Here is a 15,568-nt window from a genome sequence, read left to right on the forward strand (position 1 = left end):
CACGCTGATTCGCCACATGTTGTTGCTGGTGACCGGCTGTTTGCTGATCGGCCTGATCAGTGGTTATTACGGCTGGAGCCTGGCCGCCGGGCTGGGGCTTTACCTGGCCTGGACCCTCAAGCAATTGCTGCGCCTGCACGAATGGCTGCGCCTGCATCAACCCGACGAAGCCCCGCCCGACGGCTATGGCCTGTGGGGCGAAGTGTTCGACAGCATCTACCACCTGCAACGCCGCGACCAGCGCGTTCGCGGGCGCCTGCAAGCGGTGATCGACCGGGTCCAGGAATCCACCGCCGCGCTGAAAGACGCGGTGATCATGCTCGACAGCGACGGCAACCTGGAATGGTGGAACCGCGCCGCCGAAACCCTGCTCGGCCTCAAGACACCGCAGGACAGCGGCCAGCCGGTGACCAACCTGGTGCGTCATCCGCGCTTCAAGGAATATTTCGAGCAGGACAATTACGCCGAGCCATTGGAGATCCCTTCGCCGACCAATGATCGACTGCGTATCCAGCTGTACATCACCCGCTACGGCAACAACGAACACCTGATGCTGGTGCGCGACGTAACGCGTATCCACCAGCTGGAACAGATGCGCAAGGACTTCATCGCCAACGTGTCCCATGAGCTGCGCACACCGTTGACGGTGATCTGCGGCTACCTGGAGACCCTGCTCGACAACGTCGAGGAGGTGAACCCGCGCTGGAGCCGGGCCTTGCAGCAGATGCACCAGCAAAGCGGGCGCATGCAGACGCTGCTCAACGATTTGCTGCTGCTGGCAAAACTGGAAGCCACCGATTACCCGTCGGACAACCAGCCGGTGCCCATCGACGACCTGCTGCAAATCATCAGCGAAGACGCACAGGAACTGTCCGGGCCCAAGCAACAGACCATCACCCTGGAAGCCGACCCGGCCGTGCAGCTCAAGGGCAGCGAGGCGGAACTGCGCAGCGCGTTTTCCAACCTGGTGTTCAACGCGGTCAAATACACCCCTGAGCAAGGCCGTATCCACGTGCGCTGGTGGGGCGATGAGCAAGGCGCGCACCTGAGCGTGCGCGACTCAGGCATTGGCATCGACGCCAAACACTTGCCGCGCCTGACCGAACGCTTCTACCGCGTCGACTCGAGCCGCAACTCCAACACCGGTGGCACCGGACTGGGCCTGGCGATCGTCAAGCACGTCCTGTTGCGGCATCGCGGGCGCATGGAGATCAGCAGCGTGCCCGGCCACGGCAGCACGTTCACTTGCCATTTCGCCCCGGCCCAGGTGGTTCGCGCGCGTCTTGCCAGCCCCGCCGATTGATACCGGCCAGCACTGCCCCCTAGGCAACCGTCGAGTCAGCCGCTACATTGGCTGACTTGCGCCTGCCTTTTCAGGTGCTCATTTTTAACCCTTACGACTCTCACGGAACCCGCAAAACTCCATCATGGACCCTTCCCCTGGCTTGTCCCTCGTTTCGCTCTTCGCCGAATTCGGCATGATTCTTTTCGCTTTTCTCCTGGTCCTGCTCAACGGTTTCTTCGTTGCGGCCGAATTCGCCATGGTCAAGCTGCGCTCGACCCGGGTCGAGGCCATCGCCGAACAGAACGGCTGGCGCGGGCACATCCTGCGTACCGTCCACAGCCAGCTCGACGCTTACCTGTCCGCCTGCCAGCTGGGTATCACCCTGGCCTCCCTGGGCCTGGGCTGGGTCGGCGAGCCGGCCTTTGCGCACATCCTCGAACCGTTGCTGGGCGCGGTGGGCGTCCAGTCGCCGGAAGTGATCAAGGGCGTGTCGTTCTTTACCGCGTTCTTCATCATTTCGTACCTGCATATCGTGGTCGGCGAACTGGCGCCCAAATCCTGGGCGATCCGCAAACCCGAGCTGTTGTCGCTGTGGACCGCCGTGCCGCTGTACCTGTTCTACTGGGCGATGTACCCGGCGATCTACCTGCTCAACGCCAGCGCCAACGCCATCCTGCGCATCGCCGGCCAAGGTGAGCCCGGCCCGCATCACGAGCATCACTACAGCCGCGAAGAATTGAAGCTGATCCTGCACTCCAGCCGGGGCCAGGATCCCAGCGACCAGGGCATGCGCGTACTGGCCTCGGCCGTGGAGATGGGCGAACTGGAAGTGGTGGACTGGGCCAACTCCCGGGAAGACCTGGTGACGCTGGAGTTCAACGCACCGCTCAAGGAAATCCTGGCGATGTTCCGTCGCCACAAATTCAGTCGTTACCCGGTGTACGACAGCGAGCGCCAGGAGTTCGTCGGCCTGCTGCATATCAAGGACCTGCTGCTGGAACTGGCGGCCCTGGACCACATCCCGGAGTCGTTCAACCTCGCCGAGCTGACCCGGCCCCTGGAGCGGGTGTCCAGGCACATGCCGCTGTCGCAGTTGCTGGAGCAGTTCCGCAAGGGCGGCTCGCACTTCGCAGTGGTCGAGGAAGCCGATGGCAACATCATTGGCTACCTGACCATGGAAGACGTGCTGGAAGTGCTGGTCGGTGATATCCAGGACGAACACCGCAAGGCCGAGCGCGGCATCCTGGCCTACCAGCCAGGCAAGCTGCTGGTGCGTGGCGACACGCCGCTGTTCAAGGTCGAGCGCCTGCTGGGCATCGACCTTGACCACGTCGAGGCCGAGACCTTGGCCGGGCTGGTCTACGAGACCCTCAAGCGGGTGCCGGAAGAGGAAGAAGTGCTGGAAGTCGAAGGCCTGCGGATCATCATCAAGAAGATGAAAGGGCCGAAGATCATCCTGGCGAAGGTGTTGATGCTCGATTGAGTTTCAACCTCCCCCCATGTCTAGACCGTGGAGATGATCACCTGTGGCGAGGGAGCTTGCTCCCGCTGGGTCGCGAAGCGGCCCTAAAGCGACGACTGCTTCGCCCGAGGCGTCGGACCGACCGAGCGGGAGCAAGCTCCCTCGCCACAAAAAGCTCCTCCGCTTGTGCAGAGGCTACTGCTTGCCCAACGCAAAGTTGGGCAACTCCCCCACTGGCTGGTTGAACTGATAGGGAATCGACACCAGCCCCAAGCCGGTGTTGCGCTGTACCACGAAGTGCAGGTGCGGGCCGGAGCTGTTGCCGGTGTTGCCCGACAGCGCCAGCGGCGTACCCACCCCCACCCGCTGCCCTTCGCGCACGCAAACCGAGCCTTTCTGCAAGTGCAGGTAGACGCCCATGGTGCCGTCGTCGTGCAGCACCCGCACAAAGTTGCCCGAAGGATCATCGCCCCGGCCGGTCTGCCGGTTTTCGGTCTTGATCACCACACCGCCCCGCGCCGCGATGATCGGCGTGCCCTCGGGCATGGCGATGTCCATGGCGTAGCGGTTTTTCGGACCGTAGTGGCTGTACTGGCCGTTGGCACCCTGGCTCAGCCGGAACGGCCCGCCGCGCCACGGCAGCGGGTAGCGATAGGCCTGCGCCGCGCCGGCAGGATCGCCCAGGGAATATTCGAACCTTGGGGTATACACCAGCGGCTTGCCCGGCTGCGCGGCTGTGAGCAGAGCCAGACGCAGGTTACTGCGCGCCGGCAATACTCGACGAATCGGCCGGCTTGGCGCCCCGTTCACATTGCGCAGGCCGGCGAAACTCAGCTCGATTTCCACCGGGGCATACAAATCGTTGCGCACGAACACCGCGTCGGCGCCTTTCTGTTTCTTGATATCGAGAAATACCTGGCGCTCCAGGTTCTCGACCATGCGATCCCGAAAGACGAAGACCTGGGCTCCCCTGCTAGGGCGGTCGCTATAGGAGACGACGCCATGGGCATCGGTGGATTTGTAAATGGTCATGGCCATGGCCGAGGTGGAGGCCAGGACAAGACCGCAGGCGAACAGCAGGGGCGCGAGCATGGGCAAAAGGTTCTGTCGAAAAATGAAGGCCTGCACAGCAGCCTAGCAGCTGGATGGACCAGCGTAGTCGACGGATGTTTCAAAATTGGCTCAGAGAGCGAGGTTGGATGTGACGGCCCCTTCGCGAGCAAGCCCGCTCCCACAGTAATTTGTGTAGGTACACAGGTTTGTGCCCTACGCAAATCCCCCTGTGGGAGCGGGCTTGCTCGCGAAGGCGGCCTGACAGCAGCCGCTGAATCAGGCGCCGGGTACGAAGTGTTTCTGCGCCGTGCCGCGGGCGATCAGGCGGGAGATGTAGTCGAGTTTCTGCGGGTCTTTGTCGACGAAGCGGAAGGTCAGTTGCAGCCATTCGCTGTCGGGAGTCTGCTCATGGGCGACGATGGCGTGCAGGTAACCGTTCAGACGAGCGGTTTCGGCGTTGTCGCCCTGCTCCATGTCCAGCACCGCGCTTTCGAGCACTTGTGGCAGGGCGTCGGTGCGCTTGACCAGCAGCAACGCCTCCTTGAGGCTCAGGGCCTTGATCACGCAGGGCAGCGTCCCGCTGGACAGGCGCAACTGGCCCTGGCCGCGATTGCCGGCCGGCCCGGCAGCGGCGGCCGGAGCCTTGACGGGCGGGCTGTTGAGCAAGCCTCGGGCCGGCGCAGCTGCAGCGGCAGGTGCGGCGGCTACGGCAGCGGGCTTGGCGAACGGATTCGCCGCTGGCGCCGCTGCCGCAGCGGCAACCGGTGCCTTGCCGCCGGTCAGGGCGCTGAGGGAGTCATTGCCAAACGCCGAATTCATTTTGGTCGGGGCGCTGTTCATCAAGGTGTCGAGCTTGCCGACCTTGTGCAAGGCCTGCTTGACCTTGGTCAGCAACTGCTCGTTGGTGAAGGGCTTGCTGACGTAGCCGGAAACGCCGGCCTGGATCGCCTGGACCACGTTTTCCTTGTCGCCGCGACTGGTGACCATCACGAACGGCATGCCCTTGAGGTTGTCCTGCTGACGGCACCAGGTCAGCAGTTCCAGGCCGGACATCTCCGGCATTTCCCAGTCGCACAGCACCAGGTCGAACGCTTCGCGCGCCAGCAGCGCCTGGGCTTTCTTGCCGTTGACCGCGTCTTCGATGCGCACGCCCGGGAAGTAGTTACGCAGGCACTTCTTCACCAGGTCACGAATGAACGACGCATCGTCCACGACCAATACACTGACCTTACTCATCCAGATACACCTCTAAAAAATCCCGGCAAGCATACCGCTTTTACTGATGGCAGATTGCCAAAAACCTTCAGTCACGCCGGGACTTTTCGTTCGCGGGTGCTGCTTTTGGTTAAAAAAAACCCAAAAAAAAGCCCGACCAGAAGGCCGGGCGCTTTTCTTGGCAATCTTACTTATCGTCAGTTTCGCCCGGAACATTAGGGGTTTCGGACGGGGTGCCTTCAACTTCTTCCTTCATCCGCTTCAGGCCCATGTGCCGTACATCGGTACCGCGCACTAGGTAGATCACAAGTTCCGAGATGTTGCGTGCATGATCGCCGATACGTTCCAGCGAACGCAGCACCCAGATGATGCTCAGCACCCGGGAAATGGAGCGCGGGTCTTCCATCATGTAGGTCGCCAGCTCGCGCAGGGCGGTCTTGTATTCGCGGTCGATGATCTTGTCGTACTGGGCCACGGAAAGCGCCAGGTCGGCGTCGAAGCGGGCAAAGGCATCCAACGCGTCGCGGACCATGTTGCGCACCTGGTCGCCGATGTGGCGCACCTCGACGTAACCGCGCGGCGCTTCGCCTTCTTCGCACAACTGGATGGCACGGCGGGCGATCTTGGTGGCTTCGTCGCCGATACGCTCAAGGTCGATCACCGACTTGGAGATGCTGATGATCAGGCGCAGGTCGGAAGCGGCCGGTTGACGGCGGGCCAGGATCCGCAGGCACTCTTCGTCGATGTTGCGCTCCATCTGGTTGATCTGGTCATCGATCTCGCGCACCTGCTGGGCCAGGCCGGAGTCGGCCTCGATCAGCGCGGTCACCGCGTCGTTGACCTGCTTTTCCACCAGCCCGCCCATGGCCAGCAGGTGGCTGCGCACTTCCTCCAGCTCGGCGTTGAACTGGGCGGAAATGTGGTGAGTAAGGCCTTCCTTCGAAATCATGGTTTTGCTCCGCAAAAGCTGTGAGCTGCAAGCTACAAGCTGCAAGCTGTGTGTCGTTACGCTGAACTGCCTTTACTTGCCGCTTGAAGCTTGCGGCTCGCAGCTGCCGCTAGCCATAGCGGCCCGTAATGTAGTCTTCGGTCTGCTTCTTCGCCGGATTGGTGAACAGGGTGTCGGTGTCGCCGAACTCCACCAGTTTGCCCATGTACATGAACGCGGTGTAGTCGGAAACCCGCGCCGCCTGCTGCATGTTGTGGGTCACGATGACGATGGTGAACTTGGACTTGAGTTCGTAGATCAGCTCTTCGACTTTCAGCGTCGAGATCGGGTCCAGGGCCGAGCAGGGTTCGTCGAGCAGCAGCACTTCCGGCTCGACGGCGATGGTGCGAGCGATCACCAGACGTTGTTGCTGACCGCCGGACAGGCCCAGGGCCGAGTCATGCAGGCGATCCTTGACCTCGTCCCACAGCGCCGCGCCCTTGAGGGCCCATTCCACGGCTTCGTCGAGAATCCGCTTTTTGTTGATGCCCTGGATGCGCAGGCCGTAGACCACGTTCTCGTAGATGGTCTTGGGGAACGGGTTGGGCTTCTGGAACACCATGCCGACACGACGACGCAGCTCGGCCACGTCTTCGCCCTTGCGGTAGATATTGTTGCCGTAGAGGTTGATTTCACCCTCGACGCGGCAGCCGTCCACCAGGTCGTTCATGCGGTTGAACGTGCGCAGCAAGGTCGACTTGCCGCAACCCGACGGGCCGATGAACGCGGTAACGCGTTGTTTCGGGATGTTCAGGCTGACGTCGTACAGCGCTTGCTTCTGGCCGTAGAACAGACTCAGGCCAGGCACTTCGATGGCGACGGTTTCATCGGCCAGGTTCAGGCTCTGCTTGTCGCGGCCCAGGGCCGACATGTTGATGCCGTGTGTATGTACTTCGTGTTGCATGGGAGGCTCCCTGTGCTAACAAATTCGGTTCGGTTGGCTGCTGAGCAGCCATGCCATCGGTGTACTTGTGTGGGAGCGGGCTTGCTCGCGAAGGCGGGGTGTCAGCTTGCATCCCTATCGGATGTGCTGCCGTCTTCGCGAGCAAGCCCGCTCCCACAGGGAAATCAACTATCCAGTGCCTTGTATTTCTCGCGCAGGTGGTTACGGATCCACACCGCCGACAGGTTGAGCGTGGCGATCACCAGCACCAGCAGTAGCGCCGTGGCGTAGACCAGTGGCCGCGCCGCCTCGACGTTCGGGCTCTGGAAACCGACGTCATAGATATGGAAGCCCAGGTGCATGATTTTCTGGTCCAGGTGCACGTACGGATAGTTGCCATCGAGCGGCAGCGACGGCGCCAGTTTCACCACGCCCACCAGCATCAGCGGCGCCACTTCACCGGCGGCGCGTGCCACGGCCAGGATCATGCCGGTCATCATCGCCGGGCTCGCCATCGGCAGGACGATTTTCCACAGGGTCTCGGCCTTGGTCGCACCCAGGGCCAGGGAGCCTTCGCGCACGGTCCGCGGGATCCGCGCCAGACCTTCTTCAGTCGCCACGATCACCACCGGCACCGCCAGCAGCGCCAGGGTCAGGGACGCCCAAAGCAGGCCCGGCGTACCGAAGGTCGGCGCCGGCAGCGCTTCGGGGAAGAACAACCGGTCGACCGACCCACCCAGCACGTAGACGAAGAAGCCCAGGCCGAACACGCCGTAGACGATGGCCGGTACGCCCGCCAGGTTGTTCACCGCGATACGGATCAGGCGGGTCATCGGACCCTGGCGGGCATATTCGCGCAGGTAAACCGCTGCGAGCACGCCGAACGGGGTCACGATCATCGCCATGATCAGGGTCATCATCACCGTGCCGAAAATCGCCGGGAAGATCCCGCCTTCGGTGTTGGCTTCACGCGGATCGTCGCTGAGGAACTCCCAGACCTTGCTGAAATAGAAACCGAGCTTGGTGAAGGTGCCCATGGCGTTCGGCTGGTAGGCGTGCACCACCTTGCCGATGCCGATTTCCACTTCCTTGCCGTTGGCGTCGCGGGCGGTCAGGCTGTCGCGATTGAACTGGGCGTGCAGGTCGGACAGGCGCGCTTCAACCTCCTTGTAACGGGCGTTGAGTTCGGCGCGCTCGCTTTCCATATCGGCTTGGGCGGCGGCGTCGAGCTTGCCGTCCAGCTCCAGTTTGCGACCGTGCAGGCGCACACGCTCCAGGCCGGCGTTGATCGAGCCGATGTCGACTTTTTCCAGGGTCTTGAGCTCGGCGGCCAGCTGGTTGACGCGCTGTACGCGAGCCTGCAGCTCCGGCCAGGCGGCCTCGCCTTCGGCGATGACCTTGCCGTCCTGCTTGACGTTGACCAGGTAGCCGTAGAAGTTGCCCCACTCACGGCGCTCGATGGCCATCAGCTCCGGCGGCGTGGTCTGGTTGCTCAACCAGTCACCGACGATCCAGGTGAAGTCAGTGCCGTTGAGGTCACGGTTGCCGACCTTGACCAGCTCGCGGGTCATGAACTCGGGGCCTTCGTCCGGCACGGGCAGGCCAGCGCTTTTCAGGCGTTCGCGGGGCACTTCTTCCTTCTGCACCACTTCGCCCACCACCAAGTGCGCGGGCATGCCCGGCACGTTGTAGTTGGCGTGGATCAGGTCCGCCGGCCAGAAGTGGCCCAGGCCCCGCACGGCGATCACCGCCAGCAGGCCAATGGTCATGATCACCGCGATGGACACCGCGCCACCGCTGATCCAGACGCCGGGGGCGCCGCTCTTGAACCATCCTTTCAGGGAGTTCTGTTTCACAGACTTCTACCTTTCTTAAAGCGACGAATATTTCTTGCGCAGACGCTGACGGATCAGCTCGGCGAGGGTGTTCATGACGAAGGTGAACAGCAGCAGCACCAGCGCCGAGAGGAACAGCACGCGGTAGTGGCTGCCGCCGACTTCCGACTCGGGCATCTCCACCGCGACGTTGGCCGCCAGGGTGCGCAGGCCTTCGAACAGGTTCATTTCCATGACCGGGGTGTTACCGGTCGCCATCAGCACGATCATGGTTTCGCCCACCGCACGGCCCATGCCGATCATCAGCGCCGAGAAAATCCCCGGGCTGGCGGTGAGGATCACCACGCGGGTCATGGTCTGCCACGGCGTGGCACCCAGGGCCAGGGAGCCCAGGGTCAGGCCGCGAGGCACACTGAACACGGCGTCTTCGGCGATGGAATAGATGTTCGGGATCACCGCGAAGCCCATCGCCAGGCCCACCACCAGGGCGTTGCGCTGGTCGTAGGTGATGCCCAGGTCGTGGGAAATCCACATGCGCATGTCGCCGCCGAAGAACCAGGCTTCCATGTACGGGCTCATGTACAGCGAGAGCCAGCCCACGAACAGGATCACCGGGATCAGCAGCGCGCTCTCCCAGCCATCCGGCACCTTCAGGCGCACGGATTCAGGCAGGCGGCTGAACACGAAGCCGGCGACCAGGATGCCGATCGGCAGCAGCATCAGCAGGCTGAAGATGCCCGGCAGGTGACCTTCGACGTACGGCGCCAGGAACAGGCCGGCGAAGAAACCGAGGATCACCGTCGGCATCGCCTCCATCAGCTCGATCACCGGCTTGACCTTGCGGCGCATGCCCGGGGCCATGAAGTACGCGGTATAGATCGCCGCGGCCACCGCCAGCGGCGCGGCCAGCAGCATCGCGTAGAACGCGGCCTTCAGGGTGCCGAAGGTCAGCGGCGAGAGGCTCAGCTTGGGTTCGAAGTCGGTGTTGGCGGCGGTCGATTGCCAGACGTATTTGGGCTCGTCGTAGTTTTCGTACCAGACCTTGCTCCACAACGCACTCCAGGAGACTTCCGGGTGCGGGTTGTCCAGCAACAGCGGTTGCAACTTGCCGCCCTGCTCGACGATCAGCCGGTTGGCCCGTGGCGACATGCCGAACACGCCCTGGCCATCAACCACCTGGTCCACCAGCAAGGTGCGGTGGGCGGTGCTGTGGAACACGCCGAGCTTGCCGGCCGCGTCGAGGGCGACGAAGCCTTTGCGGCGTTCTTCGGCGGTGATTTCAACGATCGGCGTGGTGCCCATCTGGAAGCTACGGATCTGCTTCAGGCGCTGGTCGCCATCAGGATCGCGGGCCATGAACCATTGGGACAGGCCGCCCTTGGAGTCGCCGACGATCAGGGAAATGCCGCCGACCAGTTGGGTCGCGGCGGTCACTTGGGCATCGGCGTTTTCCAACAGCTTGTAACGGCCGTTGAGGCTCTTGTCCCGCAGGCTGAACACGTCGGCCTGGGCGCGCCCGTTGACCACATACAGCCATTGCTGGCGCGGGTCGACGAAGATGTTCTTCACCGGCTCGGTCATTTGCGGCAGCTCGATACGTGTCTGCTCGCTGGTGACCTCGCCGGTCATCATGTTCTCTTCGCTGGTGAGCGACAGGACCTGGAGCTGGGCGCCGCTGGAGCCGGCCAGCAACAGGGTCGAATCGGTGGCGTTGAGGCTGACATGCTCCAGCGGCGCGCCTTGCTCGTTCAGCGTGATCGGCGACTCGCCATACGGGTATTCAACGGCCGGCGAGATGGTCTTCTTGCCGTCCGGATAGCTGACTTTATAGGTGTGACGGAACACCAGGGCCTGGCCATTGGACAGACCGATTGCCACCAGCGGGCTGCCGGGCTGGTCTTCACCGATGGACACCACGCTGGCGCCGGCCGGAAGCGGCAGGTCGACACGACGCAGTTCGGCACCGCTGTCGAGGCTGTAGAACAATGCCTGGCCTTTGTCGGAAACCCGCATGGCGACCTGGTTCTGCTCTTCGATGGCTATCATCAGCGGCTTGCCGGCGTCCTGCATCCAGGCCGGGGTGATCGAGTCTTTGCGGGTCAGCTCCGCGCCCTGGAACAGCGGAAGCACCACGTAGGCCAGGAAGAAGAAAATCAGGGTAATCGCCGCCAGGACGGCAAGGCCGCCGACCAGCACATACCAGCGGGTCAGGCGATCCTTGAGCGCGCGGATGCGACGCTTACGTTGCAGCTCAGGCGTATTGAAGTCAATGCGCTTGGGAGGGGAAGTCGTAGTCATTGGGGAATTGGCCAGATCATTCATGCGCACACCCTAGCGATCCTGTATGACAGAAAGATGACAATGCAGTGACGCAACAAATCCGCCGCCCGTGGAAACCGGCAGCGGACAGGAAATTAGTGTCTGTGGGAGCAACCTCACCCCCACAGAAAGCCCGGGCGTGGGCCCGGGCTCAGGCGTTACTTCTTGGCGACGCTGCCGCCTTCCGACAGACCCAGGTCAGCCAGGGCCTTGGCGGCTACCTTGGCTGGCAGAGGGATGTAACCGTCCTTGACTACGACTTCCTGGCCTTGCTTGGACAGGACCAGCTTCACGAACTCGGCTTCCAGCGGAGCCAGCGGCTTGTTCGGTGCCTTGTTGACGTACACGTAGAGGAAACGCGACAGCGGGTATTTGCCGTTCAATGCGTTTTCTTCGGTGTCTTCGATGAACTCGGAGCTGCCTTTCTTGGCCAGGGCCACGGTTTTCACGCTGGCGGTCTTGTAGCCGATGCCCGAGTAGCCGACGCCGTTCAGCGAGGAGCTGATCGACTGCACGACCGAAGCCGAGCCTGGCTGTTCGTTGACGTTAGGCTTGTAGTCGCCTTTGCACAGGGCTTCTTCCTTGAAGTAGCCGTAGGTGCCGGATACCGAGTTACGACCGAACAGTTGCACCGGCTTGTTGGCCAGGTCGCCGGTCACACCCAGGTCGCCCCAGGTTTTCACATCGGCTTTACCACCGCACAGGCGAGTGGACGAGAAGATCGCATCGACCTGTTCCATGGTCAGGTGCTGGATCGGGTTGTCCTTGTGTACGAATACGGCCAGGGCGTCCACGGCCACCGGGATGGCGGTTGGCTTGTAGCCGTACTTCTGCTCGAAGGCCTGCAGTTCGTTGTCCTTCATCTTGCGGCTCATCGGGCCCAGGTTGGCGGTGCCTTCGGTAAGTGCGGGCGGCGCGGTGGAGGAACCGGCGGCTTGAATCTGGATGTTTACGTTCGGGTATTCTTTCTTGTAGTTCTCGGCCCACAAGGTCATCAGGTTGGCCAGGGTATCGGAGCCGACGCTGGACAGGTTGCCCGATACACCAGTGGTCTTGGTGTAGCTCGGGATCGCAGGGTCAACAGCGGCAACCGCGTGGGCAGTCGCGACGCCAGCAGCGACAAACGTCATTGCCGCCATCAAACGCTTCAGTTTCATGCCTTACTCCTAGCAGATAGGGTGTGTTAAGTCGGCCAAGTATCGGTAAGCCGTGTGAACACTCTATGGCTGAAATATGACAATTGGATGAAAGGCCAGTATTGAGTTTTGCAGGATGATTCGTGGTGCCTTCTTCGCGAGCAAGCCCGCTCCCACAGAAACAGCGCAGATCCTGTGGGAGCGGGCTTGCTCGCGAAGAGGCCAGTATTGTCGGACTGAAAAGCGGGCCTAGCGCCCCTTCTTCCAGAGATAAGCCCCCACCACGATCCCCATGCCACACAGGATCGCCACGTAATACGCCGGCCCCATCGGGCTTTCCTTGAGCAGCAGGCTGACGATCATCGGCGTCAGGCCGCCGAAGATGGCGTAGGCGACGTTGTAGGAAAACGACAGGCCGCTGAAACGCACGACCGGCGGGAAGGCCTTGACCATGACGTACGGGACCGCGCCGATGGTGCCCACCAGCAGGCCGGTGACGGCGTACATGGGGAACAGCCAGTCAGGATGCTCGGCGAGGCTGTGGTAAAGGGTCCAGGAACTGACCAGCAACGCCGCGCAACCAAACACGAAGACGCGCCCGGCGCCGAAGCGATCCGCCAGCGCACCGGCAAGGATGCAGCCAATGCTCAAGAACACGATGGCAACGCTGTTGGATTGCAACGCGGTGGTCGGCGCGAAGTGATAAACCGTCTGCAACACGGTCGGGGTCATCAGGATCAACACCACGATGGCGGCGGACAGCAACCAGGTCAGCAGCATCGAAATGGCGATAGCGCCACGATGATCACGCAGCACCGCCCGCAACGGCACTTCCTCGGCCAGGGCCTTGCGCAGTTGCAGCTCGGCGAACACCGGGGTTTCGTGCAGCCAGCGGCGCAGGTACACCGAGAACAGGCCGAACACACCGCCCAGCAGGAACGGGATCCGCCAGGCGTAGTCCGCCACTTCCACGGGGGTATAGATGCTGTTGATGGCGGTCGCCACCAGCGAACCCAACAGGATCCCGGCCGTCAGGCCCGAAGTCAGGGTGCCGCAGGCATAGCCGATGTGGCGCGCCGGAACGTGTTCGGAAACGAATACCCAGGCACCCGGCACTTCACCGCCAATGGCTGCGCCCTGGATGACCCGCATCAGCAGCAACAACATCGGCGCCCACATGCCGATCTGCGCGTAGGTGGGCAGCAGGCCCATGATCAGGGTCGGCACTGCCATCATGAAAATGCTCAGGGTGAACATTTTCTTGCGCCCCAGCAGGTCGCCGAAGTGGGCCATGATGATCCCGCCCAGCGGCCGGGCCAGGTAGCCGGCGGCAAAAATGCCGAAAGTCTGCATCAGGCGCAGCCATTCGGGCATGTCGGCGGGGAAGAACAATTTACCGACCACGGTGGCAAAGAACACGAAGATGATGAAATCGTAGAACTCCAGCGCGCCGCCCAAGGCAGACAGCGACAGGGTCTTGTAGTCGTTGCGGGTCAACGGTCGTGCGGGTTGGGATGGCGTCGCCGTGCTCGAAGGCGCAGTGGTCATGGCAAGGACTTCTCTTATAGTAGGTTCTGCAACCCTGGCAAACACGGGTTGGGGCCTGGGCAGGTCCGGCACGATAGCAAATTGTTCGAAAAAGCACATAGAGGCGCGTGATTGACAGTCGAAATCAGAACCCAATGGTCGTCGCGACGCCTATCGCCCGATATACTCGCAACCTTGCAACACTCTGTAAGGGGTTGCTGTGCGAAAACGCCGTTGGTGATGTAGTACCAAACCAGCCGGTTTCGCAGAGTATCCCTTGGCACGCCTTGACGAAAAACGTGAAGAACCTGGCATGTTCGGGATGAATCGTTTTTTTCAAAGACGGCTGTTCACCCTGAGACACACGACAGAGTTACGGGTCAGAGGCCCCTCGGCATGATAGAGCTCGAACAAGAAGATCCAATCCCGCAAGGCGACCTGGCCCTGCAAATCACCGCGCTCCCGCGTGAGACCAACGGCTTTGGCGATATTTTCGGCGGCTGGCTGGTGTCCCAGATGGACCTGGCCGGCACGGCCATGGCCAGCAAGGTAGCCGGCGGGCGCGTCGCCACCGTGGCGATCGATCGCATGGCGTTCCTGGTGCCGGTGGCGGTGGGCGCGCAGCTTTCCTTTTATACCCAGGCCCTGGAAATCGGCCGCAGCTCGATCCAGATGATGGTCGAGGTCTGGAGCGACGACCCGCTGTCCAGTGAATGGCGCAAAGTCACCGAGGCGGTATTTGTCTTCGTCGCCATCGACGGCAGTGGCCGCACGCGTTCGGTTCCGCCGCGCGCCCGTTAAACACGGCGGCCGTTTTGCGGTCCATTGCAGTTCCTGTTCCCGAGCGAGATTGCAGCATGCCTACGCCCAACGTCGAAGCCGTCAAACTGGATGAACTGAACGCCTGGCGCATCCGCCACGGCCAGGCCGAATTGCTGGTGGCCCAGCAAGGCGCGCATGTCCTCAGTTACCAGGTCGACGGCCAGCCGCCGCTGATCTGGCTCAACGACCAGGCCACGTTCAAGGCCGGCAAGAGCATCCGCGCCGGTGTGCCGGTCTGCTGGCCGTGGTTCGGCAACCTGACCCGCAATCCCGACAGCGTCCAGGCCATGCGGGTGAGCAACGACCCGGCCACCGCCCACGGGCTGGTGCGGGCGATGGACTGGGAACTCAAAGGCATCCAGACCCAAGGCGAAAGCCTGGAAGTGGAATTCGTCCTGCCCTATCCCGAAAACGGCCTCTCGGGTTGGCCGCATCAGGTGGACCTGACCCTGACGATCGTGATGGACGAGCAGTTGCACATCCGCCTCACCAGCCATAACCGGGGCAGCGAAACCGTCACCTTGAGCCAGGCCCTGCACAGTTATTTCGCCGTGAGCGATGTGCGCAATGTGCATGTCGAAGGGGTGGATGGCCTGCGTTATATCGAAACCCTGGACGACTGGAAAACCGTCACTCAAGCCGGCGACCTGCACTTTGTCGGCGAGACCGACCGTATTTATCTCGATACTCCGCCGACCTTGAGCATCGTTGACCCGCAGTGGGCACGCCGGATCGAACTGACCAGCAGCGGTTCGCGCTCGGCGGTGATCTGGAATCCCTGGACCGAGCGTGCCAAGGCTTTCAGTGACATGGCCGATGATGGATGGCAACGCATGTTGTGCATCGAGACGGCGAATGTGCTGGATGACGTAGTGACGCTGTTGCCTGAGGCCAGCCATACCCTGGGCGTGAGCATCGGTAGCAAACCGCTCTAATCCACACTGAAAAATTCCTGTGGCTGAGCAAAAACCTTGTGGGAGCGGGCTTGCTCGCGAAAGCGGTGTGTCAGTCGATATTGATGTTCCTGACACACCGCTTTCGCG

12 protein-coding genes are annotated in these 15,568 nt (G+C 62.2%); 4 read left to right on the top strand and 8 right to left on the bottom strand.

The genetic code is table 11. The annotated features are described in order from the left end of the window. Nucleotides 1–16 precede the first annotated feature (16 nt). Nucleotides 17–1,303 (top strand): phosphate regulon sensor histidine kinase PhoR, encoded by a 1,287-nt coding sequence (phoR, locus tag RGM2987_RS06900; protein WP_245139370.1) that lies wholly within the window; start codon nt 17–19, stop codon nt 1,301–1,303. Between the two features lie 124 nt (nt 1,304–1,427). Beyond that, nucleotides 1,428–2,768, top strand: a complete 1,341-nt coding sequence (locus RGM2987_RS06905) for a hemolysin family protein (RefSeq protein ID WP_245139360.1) — start codon at nt 1,428–1,430, stop codon at nt 2,766–2,768. A gap of 174 nt (nt 2,769–2,942) precedes the next feature. On the opposite strand, the gene RGM2987_RS06910 is transcribed toward RGM2987_RS06905, so the two are convergent. From RGM2987_RS06910 to RGM2987_RS06945, 8 genes are all read right to left on the bottom strand, one after another. After that, nucleotides 2,943–3,839 carry a M23 family metallopeptidase gene (locus RGM2987_RS06910; protein WP_245139361.1) on the bottom strand — a complete coding sequence of 299 codons (897 nt, stop codon included), beginning with the start codon at nt 3,837–3,839 and terminating at the stop codon, nt 2,943–2,945. Nucleotides 3,840–4,076: 237 nt separating this feature from the next. Next, nucleotides 4,077–5,036 (bottom strand): response regulator, encoded by a 960-nt coding sequence (locus RGM2987_RS06915; RefSeq protein WP_245139362.1) that lies wholly within the window; start codon nt 5,034–5,036, stop codon nt 4,077–4,079. A gap of 166 nt (nt 5,037–5,202) precedes the next feature. Continuing rightward, on the bottom strand, nt 5,203–5,964 hold the full coding sequence (gene phoU / locus RGM2987_RS06920) for a phosphate signaling complex protein PhoU (RefSeq protein ID WP_245139363.1): 762 nt from the start codon (nt 5,962–5,964) through the stop codon (nt 5,203–5,205). Nucleotides 5,965–6,073: 109 nt separating this feature from the next. After that, nucleotides 6,074–6,907 (bottom strand): phosphate ABC transporter ATP-binding protein PstB, encoded by an 834-nt coding sequence (gene pstB / locus RGM2987_RS06925; protein ID WP_245139364.1) that lies wholly within the window; start codon nt 6,905–6,907, stop codon nt 6,074–6,076. Nucleotides 6,908–7,071: 164 nt separating this feature from the next. Next, on the bottom strand, nt 7,072–8,742 hold the full coding sequence (gene pstA / locus RGM2987_RS06930) for a phosphate ABC transporter permease PstA (RefSeq protein ID WP_245139365.1): 1,671 nt from the start codon (nt 8,740–8,742) through the stop codon (nt 7,072–7,074). 15 nt (nt 8,743–8,757) lie between these two features. After that, complete coding sequence (locus tag RGM2987_RS06935) at nt 8,758–10,791, bottom strand: ABC transporter permease subunit (RefSeq protein ID WP_245139371.1); 2,034 nt, start codon at nt 10,789–10,791, stop codon at nt 8,758–8,760. A gap of 407 nt (nt 10,792–11,198) precedes the next feature. After that, complete coding sequence (locus tag RGM2987_RS06940; protein ID WP_245139366.1) at nt 11,199–12,197, bottom strand: phosphate ABC transporter substrate-binding protein PstS; 999 nt, start codon at nt 12,195–12,197, stop codon at nt 11,199–11,201. A 228-nt stretch (nt 12,198–12,425) separates the two neighbouring features. After that, entirely contained in the window at nt 12,426–13,724 is a 1,299-nt protein-coding gene (locus RGM2987_RS06945) for an MFS transporter (RefSeq protein WP_245139367.1), read from the bottom strand. A gap of 375 nt (nt 13,725–14,099) precedes the next feature. On the opposite strand from RGM2987_RS06945, the gene RGM2987_RS06950 reads away from it, so the two are divergent. Together RGM2987_RS06950 and RGM2987_RS06955 are read left to right on the top strand one after the other, a co-directional pair. Continuing rightward, on the top strand, nt 14,100–14,504 hold the full coding sequence (locus RGM2987_RS06950) for an acyl-CoA thioesterase (RefSeq protein ID WP_003177184.1): 405 nt from the start codon (nt 14,100–14,102) through the stop codon (nt 14,502–14,504). Between the two features lie 56 nt (nt 14,505–14,560). Next, entirely contained in the window at nt 14,561–15,460 is a 900-nt protein-coding gene (locus RGM2987_RS06955) for a D-hexose-6-phosphate mutarotase (protein WP_245139368.1), read from the top strand. Nucleotides 15,461–15,568: the final 108 nt, after the last annotated feature.

The organism is Pseudomonas sp. RGM2987, assembly GCF_022952855.1.
Lineage (GTDB): Bacteria > Pseudomonadota > Gammaproteobacteria > Pseudomonadales > Pseudomonadaceae > Aquipseudomonas.

What these genes read in the sequence shown, in the direction of transcription:
- RGM2987_RS06945 (WP_245139367.1), bottom strand. Translation starts at nt 13,724, where the DNA reads ATGACCACTGCGCCTTCGAGCACGGCGACGCCATCCCAACCCGCACGA.
- RGM2987_RS06955 (WP_245139368.1), top strand. Translation starts at nt 14,561, where the DNA reads ATGCCTACGCCCAACGTCGAAGCCGTCAAACTGGATGAACTGAACGCC.
- RGM2987_RS06915 (WP_245139362.1), bottom strand. Translation starts at nt 5,036, where the DNA reads ATGAGTAAGGTCAGTGTATTGGTCGTGGACGATGCGTCGTTCATTCGT.
- RGM2987_RS06935 (WP_245139371.1), bottom strand. Translation starts at nt 10,791, where the DNA reads ATGCAGGACGCCGGCAAGCCGCTGATGATAGCCATCGAAGAGCAGAAC.
- pstB (WP_245139364.1), bottom strand. Translation starts at nt 6,907, where the DNA reads ATGCAACACGAAGTACATACACACGGCATCAACATGTCGGCCCTGGGC.
- RGM2987_RS06905 (WP_245139360.1), top strand. Translation starts at nt 1,428, where the DNA reads ATGGACCCTTCCCCTGGCTTGTCCCTCGTTTCGCTCTTCGCCGAATTC.
- phoU (WP_245139363.1), bottom strand. Translation starts at nt 5,964, where the DNA reads ATGATTTCGAAGGAAGGCCTTACTCACCACATTTCCGCCCAGTTCAAC.
- RGM2987_RS06940 (WP_245139366.1), bottom strand. Translation starts at nt 12,197, where the DNA reads ATGAAACTGAAGCGTTTGATGGCGGCAATGACGTTTGTCGCTGCTGGC.
- phoR (WP_245139370.1), top strand. Translation starts at nt 17, where the DNA reads ATGTTGTTGCTGGTGACCGGCTGTTTGCTGATCGGCCTGATCAGTGGT.
- RGM2987_RS06910 (WP_245139361.1), bottom strand. Translation starts at nt 3,839, where the DNA reads ATGCTCGCGCCCCTGCTGTTCGCCTGCGGTCTTGTCCTGGCCTCCACC.
- RGM2987_RS06950 (WP_003177184.1), top strand. Translation starts at nt 14,100, where the DNA reads ATGATAGAGCTCGAACAAGAAGATCCAATCCCGCAAGGCGACCTGGCC.